We start from the raw sequence: 17,202 nt of genomic DNA, 5'->3' as shown, positions 1-17,202 counted from the left end.
AATGAAGCCGTTGGCAGGCTACCGGGTGAGCATGGCCGCGATACGCGGTGTCAGGGGTGCCGTGGTGTCCACCACCACATGCGGCACCTTCGGCGGGTCGAGGGCGCCGGAGCGCAGGAAACCGTCGAGGTCGGCGAGCTTGCGGCGGTCGCGCGGCGAGCCCCGCGCGGCGAGCCGCCGGGCCACCTCCGCGGGCGGGCAGGTGGTCCAGGCGAGCACCGCGCCGCCGGGGGCGCCCAAGCGGGCCTCGAGCGCGGCCCAGGCGCCGGGGTCGGACCGTTCCGCGGTGAACGGCGCCACGAGTACCACGGGCAACCCGGCGGCGAGGCACCCGGCGGCGGTGTCGAGCAGCGCGTCGTAGGTGGCGGTGCGGGTCGCGGCCCGTACCCGTGGATCGTCGAGATCATTCGGCGCGGCACCGACGAGGGCGGCCACGACGGCGGTCAACGGGCCGGTGAGCACGTCCTGGTCGAGCGGTGCGGCGCCGGCCGCGCGGGCCAGCGCCGCGCCGAACACGCTCTTGCCGGTCGCCGGCGCACCGGCGACGACGTACACCCGGGGTCCTTTGTGGATCAGCACTTGTCCTTGTAGACGTACTTATTCACCTCGGGGTCGTTGAGGTTGTCCTTGGTGACGATCAGCGACTCGGTGGCGATGTTCGTCTCCACCGTCTTGCCCTCCAGGGCGTTCGCCGCCTGCTGGACGCCCTGCACCCCGATGTCGTACGGCTTCTGGGCGACCAGCGCCTGCACGTCACCGGCCTCCAGCTGCTTGATCTGGTCCGGGCCGGCGTCGAAGCCGACGACCTTGACCTGGTTGCTCTTGCCGGCCGCGCGCACGCCGGTCGCGGTGCCCTGCGCGGAGAAGAGGTTGGTGGCGAAGACGCCGACGATGTCGGGGCTGCGCTGGAGCTCGGCCTGGATGATGCTGGCCGCGGTCTGCGGGGAGTTGTGCGAGTACTGGGTGGCGGCCGCGAGCGTGAAGTTCGTGTACTTGGTCTTCACCGCCTCCTCGAAGCCCGCCACCCGTGCGTCCACAGAGGACACACCGGGGTCGGTGGAGATGACGAGCACCTTGCCCTTGGCGCCGCCGAGCAGCTCGTTGAGCGCTTCGGCCGCCTTCGTACCGCCGAGCTTGTTGTCGGTGGCGATCCGGGAGGCGCCGATGCTCGTGTCGTCCACAGTGGTGTCGACGAGCACCACCTTGCTGCCCGCGTCCTGGATCCGCTTGAGCGGCGTGGCCGACGCCTTGACGTCGTTCGGCGCGACGAGCAGCGCGGCCGGCCGGGCCGCGGCCACGGCGTCGAGCAGCGGGTTCTGGAGCGTGGCGTCGAACTTGTCCGGGCCCTGCACCTGGAGGTCGACGCCGAGCTCCTTGGCCTTCTCCTTGGCGCCGCACTCCATCGAGATGTAGAACGGGTCGCCCTTGACGCCGACCATGAGCACGAACTTCTTGCCTGAGGCGCTGCCACTGCCGGTGTCCGAGCCGCCGCCGGAGTCGTCGGCGCAGCCGGCGGCCAGCAGCAGTGCCCCGGCGGCCGCGGCCGCCACGATCTTTCTCACGGTGCCTCCAAAAAAAGTGGGGTTGGGTGTCAGCCCCGGTCGCGGGAACGGCGCCGGAGCTGGTCGAGCCAGACCGCCACGATGAGCACCAGGCCCACCGCGACGTCCTGCCAGTAGGGCTGGACCCCCGTGATGACGAATCCGTTCTTGAGCACCGCCGGGATCCACACGCCGATCAAGGTGCCGATGATCGAACCGACGCCGCCGAAGAGGCTCGTGCCGCCCAGCGCCACCGCGGTGATGGCCTGGAGGTTGTCGGTGGAGTGCCCGCCGATGCTGGTGGTGGAGAAGTACGCCAGCGACAGGAAGCCGGCGAACCCGGCCGCCGTGCCGCCGATGACGTAGACCTTGAGCAGGTGCCGTTCGACGTTGATGCCGGCCCGCCGCGCGGCCTCCGGGTTGGAGCCGATCGCGAACGTGTGCCGGCCGAAGACGGCCATGTGCAGCAGCACGAACCCGGCCACCACGACCAGCAGCGCGATCGGGATCAGGTTGGGTACGCCCGGTATCCACTCGCCGTGCCCGACCGGGTCGAGGGCGTAGGTCGCGGTGTTCACGCCGTCCTGGAGGATCAGCGCCACGCCGAGACCGGCGCCGAGCGTGCCGAGCGTGGCGAGCAGCGGCGGTACCTTCAGGTACGCCACCACGAGGCCGTTGACCGTGCCGATGACGAGCCCGGCCAGCAGCGCACCGGCGAACGCGACCAGGACGTACCAGCTCTTGGACTGGTCCGCCGCGACGTCGGCCGCCGTGTTGCCGCCGCCGGTGCCGATCAGCTGGAGCGCGTGTACGGCGAAGACCTCGCCCAGCACGATTCCGCTCGGGATGGACAGGTCGACGCCCGCGGTGATCACGACGAACGTGGTGCCGACGCTGACCACGGTCAGGATGGCCACGTTCTGCGCCAGCTGGACGAAGTTGCTGCGCTGGGTGAACGTGTCCGGCGCCAGCACCGAGAACGCCGCGATGATGACCAGCAGCGCGGCGAACGTGACCATCGTCGGGTTGCGCAGCAGCGCGCGCACCAGCGGCACGCTCGGGGTCACCGGCTCCTGGGTGTCGGGGTCGGTCGGCTTGGTCTGCGTCATTCCAAAGCCTCCCCGGTCTCGTTCGCGTACGCGCCGGAGATCGCGGCGATCAGCCGGTCGACGTCGGCCTCGCCGCGCCGGAAGCGGGCCACCCGGGCGCCGAGGCGCAGCACCTCGATCCGGTCGGCGACCTGGAGCACCTGCGGCAGGTTGTGCGAGATGAACACGACCGCGATGCCCCGGTCGCGGATCCGCTCGACCAGCTCCAGGACCTTGACGGTCTGTAGGACGCCGAGCGCGGCGGTCGGCTCGTCCATCAGGATGACCTTGGTGGCCCACATCGCGGCCCGTGCGATCGCCACCGACTGCTTCTGCCCGCCGGAGAACGCCGCCACCGGCGCCCGCATGTCCTGCACCAGCCCGACGCCGAGCTCGCGGAACGCGGTCGCCGTGCGCCGGCGCATCTCCGGGTGGTTGTGCAGGAACCGGAACCGGCGCACCTCCCGGCCGAGGAACACGTTGGCCGCCGCGTCGAGGTCGGGCGCGAGCGCGAGATCCTGGTACACGGTCTCGATGCCGCGGCGCTTGGCGTCGTGCGGGTCGGCCAGGCGCACCGGCTCGCCGTCGATGCGCACCTCGCCCTCGTCCGGGCCGAACACGCCGGCCAGGATCTTCGTCAGCGTCGACTTGCCCGCGCCGTTGTCCCCGACCAGCGCGGTGACCTCGCCGGGCATGGCCTCGAACGAGGCGTGGCGCAGCGCCCGTACGTGGCCGAAGGTCTTCACCACGCCGTAGGCGCCGATCACCGGGGTCATGAGCGCACCTCCCGCCAGCCGCGCCCGTGCCCCTCGATGGCCGCGTTGAGGGCGGCCATGCGGTCCACCGCCGTGGTGCGCAGGAAGTGCCGCCGGTCGTCACCGGTCATCCCCACGGCCTCGCCCCAGAACGCCCGCCCGGCGATGTAGCCGCTCGCGCCCGCGTCCATGGCGGTGAGCACGCGCTCGACGAAGCGCTCGTACGCGACGCCGGCCGACAGCAGCGCCCACGGCACGGCGCCGCACACCTTGCTCACCTCGCGGCAGCCGTCCGCGTCGCCCGGCCACTCCAGCTTCAGCAGGTCCGGGCCCAGCCCGGCGAGCAGCTCGGCCGAGCGGATCACCAGGCGTTTCTTCTCCTCTTCGCCCTCACCCGGGTACACGGTGACCAGCGGCTCGATGACGGACGGCATGCCGTACGCCCGGCAGTCGGCGACCACCGCCCGGACCGCGTCGAGGGCCTCCCCCGCGAGGTCGGGCTCGCCCTGCCGGTCGGGGCGCCACCGGACCAGGAACTTGAGCGCGGCGCCGCCGTGCTCCGCGACGAACGTCGGTCCGCGCCCGGCCCTGTCGTACTCGGTGCGGTGCTCGCCGTTCCACCTGGGCTGCGGTGACCGCTCGCTGGAGACGAGCAGGCCGGCCCGCGCGTCGAGCGCGCCGGCGGACCGCACCGGGCCGACGCCGTACTCGACGTCGGTGAGCACCCCGGAGGCGAACGGCGACAGCGCGCCGATCACGTCCACCTTGAAGTCGCTCAGCTCTTCGTCGGCGGAGGGCCGGCCGGCCTTGTCCAGCATCGTGCGCAGCGTGCCGCGCTGGTCCATCGCGAGGATGGCGAACGTTCCCGCGTCGCCGGCGATCTGGTCGAGGGTGGTGGGCATGCGAACTACCTTCCGGAGGCGGTTGGGAGGGGTGCGCCGGCCGCCTCGGCGGCCAGCATCGCGGCGCCGTAGGCGCCCGGTTCCGGGAGCGCGGTCGTCCGCATCGCCGGGTACTGCCGCCGCTTCGCGGCCAGGAGCGCCGGGTTGCGCAGCCAGCCGCCCGCCACGACGACGTCGCGGTACGGCCCGGCGTGCGCGTCGACGAGCGCCAGCAGCCGCGCGGCCTCGGCGACGAGACCCTCGACGGCGGTACGCCAGAGCACGGCGGGCGTGACGCCGTCGCTGATGCCGGCGAGGCCGAACTGCCCGTTGCGGGGCTCGACGAGGCGCAGGATCGGGTGGTCCGGCGCGGACAGGGCCTGCTCGCCGAGTGCGTCCCGGGCGGCCGGTGTCGCCGCGCCGAGCAGCGTGGCGACCCGCCCGAGCGTGAGGCCGGTCGGCACCCCGGCCATGACGCACATGTGCTCGGCGACCACGCCCCAGCCGACCGACATGCCGTGGCCGACGAGCCGGCCGACCTCCGCCGGCGCGAGCGGCGGGCGGACGGTGCGGACCAGCGCCTCGGCCGTGCCCAGCGAGTCGAAGAGGGCGCCGTCGGTGGTGGCGCCGACGCCGTACGCGGCGACCTGGTGGTCGTGGCCGGCCACGGTCAGCACCGCGCCGCGCAGGGACGGCGGCGCGCCGTCGCCGGAGACCCGGCCGACCGGGGTGCCGGCCACGACCAGGTCGGCGAGCAGGGGCGGCCAGTCGAGCAGGGCGGTGGCGGCGTCCCACGGCCGCCGGCCGGCGAGGTCGAGCAGGCCGGTCCGGCTGGCCAGGGAGAGCTCCGCGACCGGCGCGCCGCCGAGCCGCCGCACGATCCACTCGCCGACCGAGTAGAACCGCGCGGCGGCCTTGCTGTCCGGGTGGGTGCGGCGCAGCCACAGCAGCTTGCCCAGCGAGGGCATCGGCGTCACCGGCAGCCCGGTGGTCGCGCGAAACGTCTCCGCGCCCAGCTCCCGCGCGATCGTGTCCAGGTCGCCGCGCGGGTCGTGCCAGGCGATCGCGGGGGCGAGCGGGCGGTCCCGGCCGTCGACGAGCACGCCGGTCTCGGCCATCCCGGTCACCCCGACGCCGATCGCCGTGCCGCCGCCGACGCCGACCGCCTCGGCGGCCACGACGCGGGCCAGGTCCGCCAGGGCGACGGGGTCGAGCTCGGTGCGCCCGCCGTCGTGCCGCCACGGCGTCGCCCGCTCGGCGTCGCCCCGCACGTCACCCCGCTCGTCGACGGCGATCGCCTTGACCCGGCTGGTGCCCGCGTCGACCCCGATCAGCAACGGCCGCGATGTCATCGTGGTCATAGACCCAGCTCACTGACGTGACGGCGAGCACACGATGCTCCGGTACCGATGGCGGCACCGTTGTCCTGATTTTTGGCAGCGAAATGGGTCCTGACCGCGCGCACGGTGCCTCCTGCCAGCAGATCAGCACGATGACATCGATGTCATGAGCGGAAGCTAGCCCTCACGACGCACGCTCGTCAAGAGTTGGAAAACCCGCCGTCACAATTGCCGATCGCCGCGAACCTGTCGCCGTCTTCGCCCGCGACCGCGCCGGACGGGGACCTTCGGGACATCTTTTGCCCGGACCGCGTCAGCGGCGGACCGCCGCTCCCGCCGGAGACCGCTCCGGTCGGCGGCTCGCAGCGCTCGCCGAGACCCCCGACCTCCGCTGCCACGTCCGCGCGACAAGCCCGCACCGCGCGGGCGGCCGTTTGTCCACAATGCCCCTTGCCGAGACGGCGAGCAACAGACCGAACGACGGTGTCGTCACCATGAGCAACTGCCGCGACGGAGTGAACGGCGCACGATGCGAGATCTTGGAGAGTTGGTGCGCCAGTTCAACCCTAAGCGTCCTAGATCTCGAAGCCCGACCCCGCAGCTGGTGACGCTGCGTCAGGATGCCGGCGGGTGGGCGAGCTTGTCACGCGGAGCCGGCAGTGGACGGCCGGGGAACTCGGCTCGCCCCGCGAGCCGCCGGCCGGGAGCGGTGCCCGCGGGAGCATACGGCCCGCAGGTGACGCGGACGTGGGCAAACTGCCTGAAAATTCGCCTGAGAAGATCTGGCGGGGAACGGCCTATCCGGCCGCCGGCAGCCAGCGGAGGGTGAGCTCAAGCGCCTCGTCGAGGCTGGACGGGCGGGTGACCGCCGCGGGCAGGCCCTCCGGGGGCCAGCCAGGGCCGGCGGCGGCGACGAGCGGGGTCCCGCGCAGGCCGGCCAGCTGGCCGGGGTCGGCGGTAGGCGGCGCGTGTGACCAGAGCACCACCACCGTCGGCCCCAGGCGCGCGACCACCGCGGCCAGTGCCCGGGGTGGGACGCGCGCGCCGAGCAGCAGTGAGCGGTGGCCGCGTTCGGCGAGGGCGGCGGCGAGCGCCTCCAGCGGGAGGCTGTGCTGCTCGTCGTCGGCGCAGGCGAGCAGCGTGCGCGGGGCGGGCGCGCCGGGTGGGCGGGGCACGGCGGCGAGCGCGTCGGAGATCGTGCGGGACAGCAAGTGCTCGACCTCGACCAGCGCGCCGCTGGCGGCGTGCCGCTCGCCGACGCCGGCCAGGACCGGGCGGAGCAGGTGGTCCCAGGTGTGCGCCACGCCGCGTTCGGCGATCGTGCGGGTGATCACACTTGTCATCGTGGCGACGTCCAGGCGCATCGCCGCCCGGGCCAGGCCGCGCGCCTCCGGGCCGGCGCCGCCGACGGGGATGGTGTTGCCGCCGCCGGCGCGGGCGGCGGTCGCGGGGTGGGCGCGCACCTCGTCGAGGGGGTGCACCGCCAGCGCGGCGCGGGCCGCCTCGGCGGCGGGCATGCCCTCGCCGGTCAGGCGGCACATCACCTCGAGGCGGGAGAGGTCCTCCCCGGTGTACCGCCGGTGGTGCCGCGCCTCGTGCCGGTCGGGACCCAGGCCGTATCGCCGGTGCCAGCTGCGCAGCGTCGTCACCGCGACGCCGAGCCGGCGGGCCACCTCGCCCGCGCTCAGCCCGTCTCCGGGCGCCGTGTTCACTGGGTCAGGGTATCGTAGGGCCGGCTTGCGTCGTTTATTGCGTCGGTTAGTGGAACGTCGATTGGGGAAACGAAGCGCGATGGAGCCAGCACTCGCCGCCGCGTACGCGCGCTGCCGTGCCCTGCACCGCCGGCACGGCCGCAGCTACTACCTCGCCACCCGCCTGCTCCCGGCGTGGAAGCGCCGCCACGTCCATGCGCTCTACGGCTTCACCCGCTACGCGGACGAGATCGTCGACAGCACCGACGGGCTCTCCACGGCCGAGCGGGCCCGGCGGCTGCGCGCGTGGTCCGACCGCTTCGTGGCGGGGCTGGCCGGCGAGCGGGTCGACGACCCGCTCCTGCCCGCCGTGCTGCACACCATCGAGGTCTTCGGCATGGACCGCACCGATTTCGCCACGTTCCTCGCGAGCATGGCGATGGACCTGGAGGTCCGTGACTACGCGCGGTACGACGACGTGCTGTCCTACATGGAGGGTTCAGCGGCCGCGATCGGCACGATGATGCTGCCCATCCTCGATCCGGCCGACCGCGCGCTCGCCCGCGATCCGGCCCGCCAGCTCGGCCTCGCCTTCCAGCTCACCAACTTCATCCGCGACGTCGGCGAGGACCTCGACCGTGACCGGGTCTACCTGCCCCGCGCCGACCTGGAGCTCTTCGGCGTCACCCGGGCCGACCTCCGCGCCGCCGCGGACCGCCGCGCCGCCTCACCCGCCGTCAAGGCCCTCATCGGGTACGAGGTGGAGCGTGCCCGCGCGCACTACGCCGCGGCGGCGCCGGGGGTGCCGATGCTCGCACCGACCTCGCAGGCGTGCATCCGGGCCGCGTTCCACCTGTACGGCGGCATCCTCGACGAGGTGCGGCGGGCCGACTACGACGTGTTCGCGCGCCGGGCGGTGGTGCCCAACCGGCGGCGCCTGGCCATGGTGGCCCGGTGCCTGCTCACACCGCCCGGCACGCCGGTCGGGCTGCCCGCCGCGAGGAGGTCGTGATGCGGACCGCTGTCGTCCTGTTTACCCGTGACCTGCGCGTACGCGACAACCCCGCGCTGCACGCCGCCTGCGCCGCAGCCGAGCGGGTGGTGCCGCTGTTCGTCCTCGACCCGCGCATCCGGTCCTCCGCCAACCGGCGGCGCTTCCTCGCCGAGTCCCTCGCCGGGCCTACCGGAGCGGGGCGGTCGAGCGGTGGCGGGACGACCCGGCCGCGCTCGAGGCGTGGCGGGAGGGGCGCACCGGTGTGTCCATCGTGGACGCCGGCGCGCGTCAGCTGGTCGCGGAGGGCTTCATGCACAACCGGGCCCGGCTCGTCACCGCCAGCTACCTCACCAAGGACATGGAGATCGACTGGCGGGAGGACGCCGCCTGGTTCGCCCGCTGGCTGATCGACGCCGACGTCGCCAACAACTGGGGCAACTGGCAGTGGGTGGCCGGCACGGGCAACGACACGAAGCCGTACCGGCGGTTCAACCCGGAGAGGCAAGCGGAACGCTTCGACCCCGATGGGCTGTACCGCCGGCGTTGGCTCGCGGAGAGTGTCAGTCGATGATCTGCTCGCAGTTGACGTAGTCGTCGTTGGCGCCGCCCTCGCCCCGGCACACGTCGCTCACCGGTCCGGTCGTCTCGGCCTGTCCGGTGCCGCCGTCCAGATCGTCGGGACCGTCGCCGCCGAGGAGCGTGTCGCTGTCGGCCTCGCCGTTGAGGTCGTCGCCGCCGATCTGGCCGTCGAGGTAGTCCTCGCCGTCGCCGCCGTACATCCGGTCGGCGTCGCCGAACACCGCGCTCGGCGAGCCCGAGTCGCCCCACATGAAGTCCGCGCCGGGGCCGCCGAACATGAGGTCCTCGCCCCGCCCGCCGTACACGTTGTCGACCCCGCCGCGCGCGCAGATCGTGTCGTCGCCACCCTGGCCGTCGATGACGTCGTTGCCGTCGGTGCCGATGATGACGTCGTCGCCGCCCGTGCCGGTGTTTCCGCTGACGGTCTCCACCAGCCCGTTACACGTGATCACCGCGGACGCGGGCGAGGCCACGCCCACGGCGGCCATCGACAGCGCCACCATGGTGGCGGCCACGATGCCGATCCGTCGAATCATGATCTACTCCTTCGGTCGAGGCCGGCGCCCCAGCGGCGGGCGGCCTCAGGCCAGACTCCGGAGGGTCCTCAGCGCCAGATCATGACGGCGTCATCACGGCCCGGGTCCCGGCAGGCTCGCAAGACGGCGCCGGTCCCGGCGGACTCGCAAAGCGGCGCCGGTCCCGGCGGGCTCGCGAAGCGGCGACGGCCGGCGGGCGCATAGCCGCGCCGGTCCCGGCGGGTTGGCAAAGCGGCGACGGCCGGCGGGCGCGCGGAGCCGCACCGGCGCCGGGGCGGCGTAGGGTGGGCGGCGTGCCCACCGCGAGCCGGCCACACATGCCCGACTACGGCGTCGCCGCGCCGACCGGGGGCAGCGGGCTGCTGCCCTGGGAGTGGGCGGCCGCGCGCCTCGCCCGCTCCCACGACTACTGGGTCGCCACGATCCATCCCGACGGCCGGCCCAACGTCACCCCGGTGTGGGGCGTGTGGGACGGGGACGCGGTGTGGTTCAGCTGCGGGCCGCGCTCGCGCAAGGCGCGCAACCTCGACCGCGATCCCCGCGCCACCGTGACCACCAGCGACGCCAACGAGCCGGTCGTCCTGGAGGGCACAGTGGTGCGCGAGCCGGGGCGGGACGCCAACGCGCTGCTGGCCGAGCGGTTCAACGCCAAGTACGGCGGCGAGCTCACCGTCGACTTCTTCCTCACCAACGCGACCTACCGCTTCACGCCGTCGTGGGCGCTGGGCATGGTGGAGGCCGACTTCACCGGCTCACCCACCCGCTGGACCTTCGGCTGAGGCGACCCGGCGACGGCCGTCAGTTGTACGGCATCCGGGGAAACCAGCCGAACCCGAACATCGACGGCACCCGGATGTCCCAGTACACGACCGTGAACACACCCAGCGCGACCATCAGCGAGCCGGTGATCAGCATGGTGCGGGACGGGCTGGCCGCGAGCCACCGCAGAAACCGCCCCCGGCTCGCGACCACGACCAGCGCGAAGACGGCGGTCACGACGACCACGTTGCCCAGCGACTGGAGGATGAACGCCCCGGCGCCGTAGATCGGGTTGCCGGTGTCCACCGCCCAGTGGAAGAGCTTGTTGAACAGCGGGTACGGGCGCCCGATGAGGAACCCGCCGACGAGCACCCCGAGGGCGACCACCCGGCCGGCCGGGTGACGCTCGAACGGGTCGGGCACCACCCTGAGCGCCGCGAGTCCAAGGTAGACGAACGCCAGCCCGATGACGCCGAAGACCACCGACGACTGGACGATCCGCACCGGCATGTCGCCGACCGTCCCGGTGGACAGCTGCGGGAGCCGGTCGCCGAGCAGGACGCCGACGAAGCCGTACACCCCGGAGACGGCCACCAGGCCGAGCGTGAGCCAGCCGACCGGGCGCAGCAGGGCCGCGAGCCCGAGGCGGCGGTCACCGGCGGCGGCGCCGGCGTGGCTCATCGGGCCGATCGACGCCGCCATGGCGATGTTGCACGCGGTGAACGTGCCGGCCAGACCGGAGACGAACGCGAACAGCAGCCCGGCGACCGTGCCGCCGATCGCCGTTTCCTTGGCGTCGTGGCCGAGGAGCGTGTTCGCGACGTTGTCGCCGATCACCTTGTCGACCAGCTCGTACGACCAGAGGACCGCCAGTGCGATCCCCGCCGCGACGCTGAGCGGGATCACCCGCCACAGCCGGGGCGACCGCGGACGGACGTCGACGGCGGGGACCGCCCGCTGCGTGGTGGTGGACACCGGCCCGAGTCTTCCGGGACGGATCCGGGCGCGCACCTTCCAACGTGCGCTGTTCGTCAGGAGGCCTGCTCCTCCAGGCCGTCGAGCACCAGCGTCGCGTACCCGACGAGGTCGCCGTCGAGGTACGGCACCCGCTCGTCGCGGCCCGAGCCGCGCGCCCAGGTCCGCAGCTCGTCGACCGTCTCCTGACCCGCGCCCGCGCCGTACACCCGCATCCGCGCGACCGCGGTGGCCCACCGCACCAACGGCCGCGGGTCGTCGAAGCCGGTCGCCACGCCGAGCAGCCCGAGGGATACCCGGGCGGTGGCGGCGAGCGGCTCGTCCACATCGGACGTGGCCAGCGCGGCGAGGACGGGCACGCTGCCGGCGGCGTCCTCCGGAAACCATCCCAGCGCGTAGGCCGCGACCGCGCGCACCTCCGGGTCGGTGTGCCCGAGCAGCGCGCGGAAGAGCGGCACGCCCTGCCGCACGGCCTCGTGGGCGGCGACGGCCACGTGCGCGAGCATCGCCTCCTGCTCCCGCTCGGACAGCGCCTCGATGTACTCCGCGTCGCCCTCGTCCTCGTCGAAGTCGTCGTCGCCCGGGTGCGGCGCGGCGGCGAGGAGCATGCCGCCGCCCTCGGCCATGCGGCGGTGCTCCGCGATCGGCAGCCCGTCGGGCAGCCAGTACGAGTCGTAGCCCACCGCGATGGCGGACAGCAGCAGCACCAGCTCGGCCTTGTCGGCGCCGTCCGGGTCGGCGAGCACCTCCAGCATGAACGGCACCGCGTAGGCCGTCGCCTCGTAGCGGGTGCCTTGGTGGAAGATGTTGCCCCACAGCTGCCAGCGCGCCTTCTCCCGCCGGTCGGGGTCTGCGGCGCACAGGTCTCTTATCTGGTCGGGCACGTCGGAGGCTGGCCCGTAGGCGTGGCAGATCCGGTCCCAGTCGACATCGTCGAGTCGCTCAAGCACGGCTGCATACTGCCACCCCGAGCGCTGTCACAAGCACCCCAACAGAGGCGGCCCGACACCCGCGGAGGCACCCCGGCCCGGCACCCCAGCCCGGGCCGCGGTTCGCGCGAACCGGCCCCGAGCAGCCACAATGAGCGCGGTACAGGCGAGGCTGAAGGGCGGGGGAGCATGCGCGAGCTGGTAGATCCGGTCGATCCGGTCGTGGACGCGGCGGAGGCGGCGCCGTTCCCGGACGTCGAGGAGTACCGCGCGGCGGTCGAGCGGATCCGGGCCGCCGCCGAGGCGTACTACAGCGGTCCCGACCTGGCCATGGACGACGCGACGTACGACGGGCTGATGGCCCGGGTCACCGCCACCGAGGCGGCCCGTCCGGAGTGGAAGGCCGCCGACTCCCCCACCGAGGCGGTGGGCGCCGGCGGCGGCGTGGTCGGCGACATCACGCACAGCGAGCCGATGCTCAGCCTCGACAACGTCTTCGGCTCCGACGAGCTGCACAAGTGGGCGGCGCGGCTGGAGCGGATCCTGGGGCGCCCGGTCGCCGGCTACACGGTCGAGCCGAAGATCGACGGGCTGGCCATCGCCGCCCGGTACACCGACGGGATCTTGACCTTGGTGGCGACCCGGGGTGACGGGCGCGCGGGTGAGGACGTCACCGCCCAGGCCCGCCGGGCGGCCGGCCTGCCCGAGCGGCTGCGCGAGCCGGTGACGGTCGAGGTGCGCGGTGAGGTCTTCATGACCGACGACGACTTCGCCGCCGCGCAGGTCATGCGCACCGGGGCGGGCGAGCCGGCGTTCGCGCACCCGCGCAGCGCCGCGGCGGGCACCCTCCGCGCGCCCAAGCGGGTGTACGAATGCCCGCTCTCCTTCTTCGCGTACTCGGTGCACGGCGTCGCCGAGCCGATGGCGCAGTCGGCCGCGATGGCCTGGCTGGCGGAGCTGGGCGTGGCCACCACCGCCTACAAGCTCTGCGCCACGGTCGACGAGGTGGCCGCCGCGGTCGAGGAGGTCACCGCGACGCGGGGCACGCTCGGCTACGGCGTGGACGGGGCGGTCATCAAGGCCGACCAGCCAGCCGACCGCGAGCGGGCCGGCTCGTCCAGCCGCGCGCCGCGGTGGGGCGTCGCGTACAAGTTTCCGGCCGACACCCGCACCACCAAGCTGCTCCGCATCGAGGTGCAGGTCGGCCGCACCGGCGTCATCACGCCCGTGGCGGTGCTGGAGCCGGTACAGGTCGGCGGCGTGATCGTCACCTCGGCCACCCTGCACAACTTCGACGACCTGGTACGCCGCAACGTGCGCGCCGGCGACACCGTCTTCGTCCGCCGCGCCGGCGACGTGATCCCCGAGGTCACCGGCGCCCAGCTCGACCTGCGGCCGGCCGACTCGGTGGCGTTCGAGCCGCCCACCCACTGCCCGCGCTGCGGCGGCGAGATCGACCGCTCGCAGAAGCGGTGGCGGTGCACGTCCGGCCGGGCGTGCGGCGCGGCGGAGTCGCTCTCCTACTACGTCGCCCGCACGTCGATGGACATCGAGGGCCTCGGCGACAAGATCCTCCACGCGGTCGTCTCCGCGGGCCTGGTCACCGACCCCGCCGACCTCTACGACCTCGACGTCCCCACCCTCGCCGCCCTGGAACGCCTAGGCGAGGTCTCCGCCACCAAGCTGGTCGCCAACATCCAGGGCTCCAAGGGCCAGCCGCTGTCGCGCGTGCTGACCGCCCTCGGGGTACGCATGACGGGCCGCTCGATGTCCCGCCGCCTGGCCAGACACTTCGTCACGATGGACGCGCTGCTGGCCGCCTCGGTCGACGACCTGCAACGCGTCGACGGCGTGGGCCCGGAGCGCGCGGTGACGATCGCGGCCGAGCTCGTCGAGCTGACCCCGCTCATCGCCAAGCTCGTGGAGCGCGGCGTCAACATGGCCGAGCCGCTGGAGACCTCGGTGGCGGCACTGCCGTTGCAGCGCGCCGACGGCAGCCCGATGACCGTGGTCGTGACCGGCGCGGTGCCCGGCCTCACCCGCGACGAGGGCAACGAGGCCGTCGAGCGGCTGGGCGGCAAGTCGTCCGGCTCGGTCTCGAAGAAGACCGACCTCGTCGTGGTGGGCGACGGCGCCGGTTCCAAGGCCACGAAGGCCGAGCAGCTCGGCGTCCGCATCCTGTCCGCCGAACGGTTCGCCGCCCTCCTGGAGGCCCACGACGCCGACGACCAGGACACGGTCGCCGAGATCCTCGGCCCCTGAAGACTCGCGGCACGTCGACGAGCTCGATGAACCGGCCGGTTGCTGTCGGACCCCGAGGGATGGTGAGGTCTCCACATGGAAATGACGGTGGCAGAGGTCAGGGACCTGATGATCAAAGCCCTTGACCATCGTGGCATTTCTGGCGAGCCCGCGGAGTTCGTCGTCGACGACTATATGGACGCGGAGCTCGAGGGAAAGAGGACACACGGCGTCGGGAAGTTCCTGGTGCTGGACAACGCGCTGAGCGGCCGAGCGGGCGAACCGGTCGTGGAAATGCGGCGTGGCTCCACCGCACTGATCAACGGAAACAGGGAGATCGGCCAGCTGGCGGCGCGCACCGCCAGCGCACTCGCCGTCGATCTGGCTGTCGCGGGTGGCATCGGGATCGTGCGACTCAAGAACTTCGCCAGGTTCAGTCGACTGATCCCCTATGCCAAGATCATAGCCGACAGGGGATTTGTCGGAATCGTCAGCAACAACGCCGGACCGCCGGCCGTCGCTCCGTTCGGATCGGGCGAGCCAATTCTCGGCACCAATCCCATCGCTTTCGGATTTCCCACACCTGGCGAGCCCTTCGTCGTCGACTTTTCCACCGCCGAGCGTGTCTGGGGTGAGATCCGCCAGGCGGAGTTGGAGGGCCGGGCCCTGCCGTCCGGAGCCTTTCTAGACGCCGCCGGTCACGAGACTGCCGAGCCGAGCCGGGCAGAGGCCGTGATGGCTTTCGGAGGCGCCAAGGGGTCGGCCCTGTGCATAGCGCTGGAAGCGCTCGTCGGGGCGCTGACGGGAGCACGCACCGGGCTTCAGGTACATGACGAGTACGATCTGGGCGCGGTGTTCATCGCGATCGAACCGATGGGTGGCGACGCTCCCGAAATGGTGGATCGTCTGCTTTCGGAGGTGCGAAACAGCTCTCCGCGACCGGGCGGAGGATCCGTCGTCGTCCCGGGCGAGAGATCGCGGGCCACGCGCCGGAGCAACGAAGAAGCCGGGACCATCGAGCTGGACGACACCACACATGGCGTCCTGCGCGAAATGGCAGCCGGCCGCAGCGGGATGAAGGCCGACGACAAGCTGAACTAGAGACCTTTCGGGGTCAGGGTCGCCGCTCGTCGTGGCGTTGCGTCGAGGCAGATTTGCCCAGGTCCGCGTCAGCGGCGGACCGTATGCGCGGGGTCCCCGGGGAAACGTGGAGCGCGGCGGAGCGTTTTCTTGGGGTTGCTTTCCCGCGGGCCCGAACGGGTCTACGCGGCCCCTTCCTCCGCCATCCTGACGCGGCGTAACCAGCCAAACGGGCCAGACTTCGAGATCTAGGAGACTTAGGGTTGAGATAGCGCCCAAACTCTCCTAGATCTCGAACCTCGCGCCGCTCACACCCTCGCGGCGGTTACGCTCGGCGACGAAAACCCCGTTGCTTTCCCGGATAGCCGACCGGGAACAGACATTGTGGACAAACGTCGACCACCGCCTGGCACGAGCTCCATCACCCCGCCCCCTTTCCTCCCGGCCGCGACCAACGGCGGACGGGTGAGGCCGCGGGAGCAGCGGTCTGGACCACGACCGACGTCGCGGTAGCTCAAATCTCTGTCCAAATAGGGGATTCGGTGGTCAAAGCCACCCCGACCCCGAAAGGTCTCTAGAGCATGTCCACTGTGTACTCCGCGGTGTGCACCTCGCCGGCGACCTGGAAGTCGAAGAACGCGCGGTAGCGGCCGGCGCTCGGTGCCGTCAGCCAGAACTTGACCGCCCCGTCGACGAGCTCCGCCTCCGGGTGGACGTGGACGTAGCCGAGGTCGCCCTCGCGCAGCACGACGAGGTGGCCGTAGGCGCCGAGGTAGCGCTCCAGCTGTGACGGGCCGGGCGCGCCGCTGCGGCTGACCCGGAAGAACATCGGGGCGGTCACGCCGACGGTGGGGGTGCCCTCCATCGACACCGCGAACGGGCCGGCCGTCGCCTGCTTCGCCGCGGCCGGGAGTGCGGCCGGGGTGTGCGCGCCGGGCACCTGGTGGTCGACGCCCAGCACGAGCGGGACCTGGGTGCCGCTGGCCGCGGTGACCGAGAAGTCGGCGTAGACCCGGTAGCCGCCGGCCTTCGCCAGCGTGAGGGGAACGCTCCAGGTGCCGTCGGCGGCCATGGTGGGGTGCAGGTGCTGGTACCCGGACAGGTCGCGGCCCACCACGATCATGTGCAAGGGCTTGTCGTGCACGACCGCGAAGCGGGTGGCCGCCTGCCGGTCCGTGCCCACGATGCGAAAGCGGTAGTCCACGGTCGCGCCCGCCGCCTGGGTGCGGCGTTCGGGTTGAAGGGTGTATCCGCCGCCGCTGACCGTGGTGCCCGCCGCCTGCGCCTCGCCGGTGGAGCCGTCGCCGGGATGGCTGTGCGCGCCCGTGCCGGCCGGATGCTGGTGCCCGTCGCCCGCGCTCACCGCCCCTTCCGTGGCGGTGGGCGGCGTGCCCGCGGGCGCGCCGGCGGGCCGGTCGTCACCGCTGCCCAGCCGGCCCAGCCCGAAGCCGGCCAGGAGCGCCACGATGAGCCCGCCCGCCAGCAACGCCAGCCGCGTGTTCGTCAGGCCGCCGCCCGCCGGAGCCTCCACACCGGACGGCGCCGTGGCGGCTTCATCCACATCGGACGGTTGGCTGGAGGCCTCCTCCGGCGGCGCGGAAACCGCCGCCGTGACGACCGCGCCGGTCTTCCGGGCCGCGGGCACCGCCGGCCGGCCCGCCGAGCCGCCGCCACCCTTACCCGCGGCCACCGCGCCCGAGCCGGCGCCACCCTCACCCGCAGCCGCCGCGACCGAGCCGCCGCGGCGCCCGGAAGCGGCCGGGCCGCCGGCACGGCCGGACGCGGCCGAGCCGCCGCCACGGGCCGACCCGGC

14 protein-coding genes and 3 pseudogenes are annotated in these 17,202 nt (G+C 73.0%); 6 read left to right on the top strand and 11 right to left on the bottom strand.

Annotated features, from left to right (window positions below; translation table 11 throughout):
* Window positions 1–18: 18 nt before the first annotated feature.
* The 7 genes from ACTMTJ_RS44305 to ACTMTJ_RS44275 form a co-directional block, all read right to left on the bottom strand.
* Window positions 19–555 (bottom strand): AAA family ATPase, encoded by a 537-nt coding sequence (locus tag ACTMTJ_RS44305; protein WP_441224995.1) that lies wholly within the window; start codon window positions 553–555, stop codon window positions 19–21.
* Window positions 556–572: 17 nt separating this feature from the next.
* A complete protein-coding gene (locus ACTMTJ_RS44300; RefSeq protein WP_441224993.1) occupies window positions 573–1,562 on the bottom strand; it encodes an ABC transporter substrate-binding protein in 990 nt (329 codons plus the stop codon).
* Between the two features lie 29 nt (window positions 1,563–1,591).
* Complete coding sequence (locus tag ACTMTJ_RS44295; RefSeq protein ID WP_441224992.1) at window positions 1,592–2,650, bottom strand: ABC transporter permease; 1,059 nt, start codon at window positions 2,648–2,650, stop codon at window positions 1,592–1,594.
* Window positions 2,647–3,405: an ATP-binding cassette domain-containing protein gene (locus ACTMTJ_RS44290; protein ID WP_441224990.1), complete on the bottom strand. Its 759-nt coding sequence runs from the start codon at window positions 3,403–3,405 to the stop codon at window positions 2,647–2,649. The genes ACTMTJ_RS44295 and ACTMTJ_RS44290 overlap by 4 nt, the downstream gene beginning before the upstream one ends.
* The gene (locus ACTMTJ_RS44285) at window positions 3,402–4,286 is read right to left on the bottom strand and encodes a hypothetical protein (RefSeq protein WP_441224988.1); all 885 of its coding nucleotides are present in this window, start codon (window positions 4,284–4,286) and stop codon (window positions 3,402–3,404) included. Before ACTMTJ_RS44285 ends, ACTMTJ_RS44290 begins: the two co-directional genes overlap by 4 nt.
* A gap of 5 nt (window positions 4,287–4,291) precedes the next feature.
* The gene (locus ACTMTJ_RS44280) at window positions 4,292–5,626 is read right to left on the bottom strand and encodes an FGGY-family carbohydrate kinase (protein WP_441224987.1); all 1,335 of its coding nucleotides are present in this window, start codon (window positions 5,624–5,626) and stop codon (window positions 4,292–4,294) included.
* Window positions 5,627–6,402: 776 nt separating this feature from the next.
* Complete coding sequence (locus tag ACTMTJ_RS44275; RefSeq protein ID WP_441224985.1) at window positions 6,403–7,317, bottom strand: MerR family transcriptional regulator; 915 nt, start codon at window positions 7,315–7,317, stop codon at window positions 6,403–6,405.
* A 79-nt stretch (window positions 7,318–7,396) separates the two neighbouring features.
* Here ACTMTJ_RS44275 and ACTMTJ_RS44270 point away from each other — a divergent pair, with 79 nt between their 5' ends.
* The 3 genes and pseudogenes from ACTMTJ_RS44270 to ACTMTJ_RS44260 all read left to right on the top strand — a co-directional run.
* The gene (locus ACTMTJ_RS44270) at window positions 7,397–8,308 is read left to right on the top strand and encodes a phytoene/squalene synthase family protein (protein ID WP_441224984.1); all 912 of its coding nucleotides are present in this window, start codon (window positions 7,397–7,399) and stop codon (window positions 8,306–8,308) included.
* Window positions 8,308–8,412 (top strand): annotated as a pseudogene (locus tag ACTMTJ_RS44265) (deoxyribodipyrimidine photo-lyase); the annotation flags it as partial. The gene ACTMTJ_RS44270 and the pseudogene ACTMTJ_RS44265, both read left to right, overlap by 1 nt.
* 62 nt (window positions 8,413–8,474) lie before the next feature.
* Window positions 8,475–8,861, top strand: a pseudogene (locus ACTMTJ_RS44260) (FAD-binding domain-containing protein); the annotation flags it as partial.
* Here the strand turns inward: ACTMTJ_RS44260 and ACTMTJ_RS44255 are convergent.
* Window positions 8,851–9,405 (bottom strand): calcium-binding protein, encoded by a 555-nt coding sequence (locus ACTMTJ_RS44255; RefSeq protein ID WP_441224983.1) that lies wholly within the window; start codon window positions 9,403–9,405, stop codon window positions 8,851–8,853. The pseudogene ACTMTJ_RS44260 and the gene ACTMTJ_RS44255 overlap by 11 nt on opposite strands.
* A 293-nt stretch (window positions 9,406–9,698) precedes the next feature.
* Between ACTMTJ_RS44255 and ACTMTJ_RS44250 the strand changes: the two genes are divergently transcribed.
* Window positions 9,699–10,184: a pyridoxamine 5'-phosphate oxidase family protein gene (locus tag ACTMTJ_RS44250; RefSeq protein ID WP_441224981.1), complete on the top strand. Its 486-nt coding sequence runs from the start codon at window positions 9,699–9,701 to the stop codon at window positions 10,182–10,184.
* 19 nt (window positions 10,185–10,203) lie between these two features.
* On the opposite strand, the gene ACTMTJ_RS44245 is transcribed toward ACTMTJ_RS44250, so the two are convergent.
* Window positions 10,204–11,139, bottom strand: coding sequence for a hypothetical protein (locus ACTMTJ_RS44245; RefSeq protein WP_441224979.1), 936 nt, complete (start codon window positions 11,137–11,139; stop codon window positions 10,204–10,206).
* Between the two features lie 56 nt (window positions 11,140–11,195).
* Complete coding sequence (locus tag ACTMTJ_RS44240; protein WP_441224978.1) at window positions 11,196–12,089, bottom strand: HEAT repeat domain-containing protein; 894 nt, start codon at window positions 12,087–12,089, stop codon at window positions 11,196–11,198.
* Window positions 12,090–12,257: 168 nt separating this feature from the next.
* On the opposite strand from ACTMTJ_RS44240, the gene ligA reads away from it, so the two are divergent.
* Window positions 12,258–14,330 carry an NAD-dependent DNA ligase LigA gene (gene ligA, locus ACTMTJ_RS44235; RefSeq protein ID WP_441224976.1) on the top strand — a complete coding sequence of 691 codons (2,073 nt, stop codon included), beginning with the start codon at window positions 12,258–12,260 and terminating at the stop codon, window positions 14,328–14,330.
* Between the two features lie 75 nt (window positions 14,331–14,405).
* Window positions 14,406–15,410 carry an Ldh family oxidoreductase gene (locus tag ACTMTJ_RS44230; protein ID WP_441224974.1) on the top strand — a complete coding sequence of 335 codons (1,005 nt, stop codon included), beginning with the start codon at window positions 14,406–14,408 and terminating at the stop codon, window positions 15,408–15,410.
* 553 nt (window positions 15,411–15,963) lie between these two features.
* Here the strand turns inward: ACTMTJ_RS44230 and ACTMTJ_RS44225 are convergent.
* Window positions 15,964–17,202 (bottom strand): annotated as a pseudogene (locus ACTMTJ_RS44225) (copper resistance protein CopC); the annotation flags it as partial.

The sequence above is a fragment of the Phytohabitans sp. LJ34 genome (assembly GCF_052068095.1).
In the GTDB taxonomy this organism is placed as follows: Bacteria; Actinomycetota; Actinomycetes; order Mycobacteriales; family Micromonosporaceae; genus Phytohabitans.
This window is presented reverse-complemented; position numbering and strand designations above follow the sequence as displayed.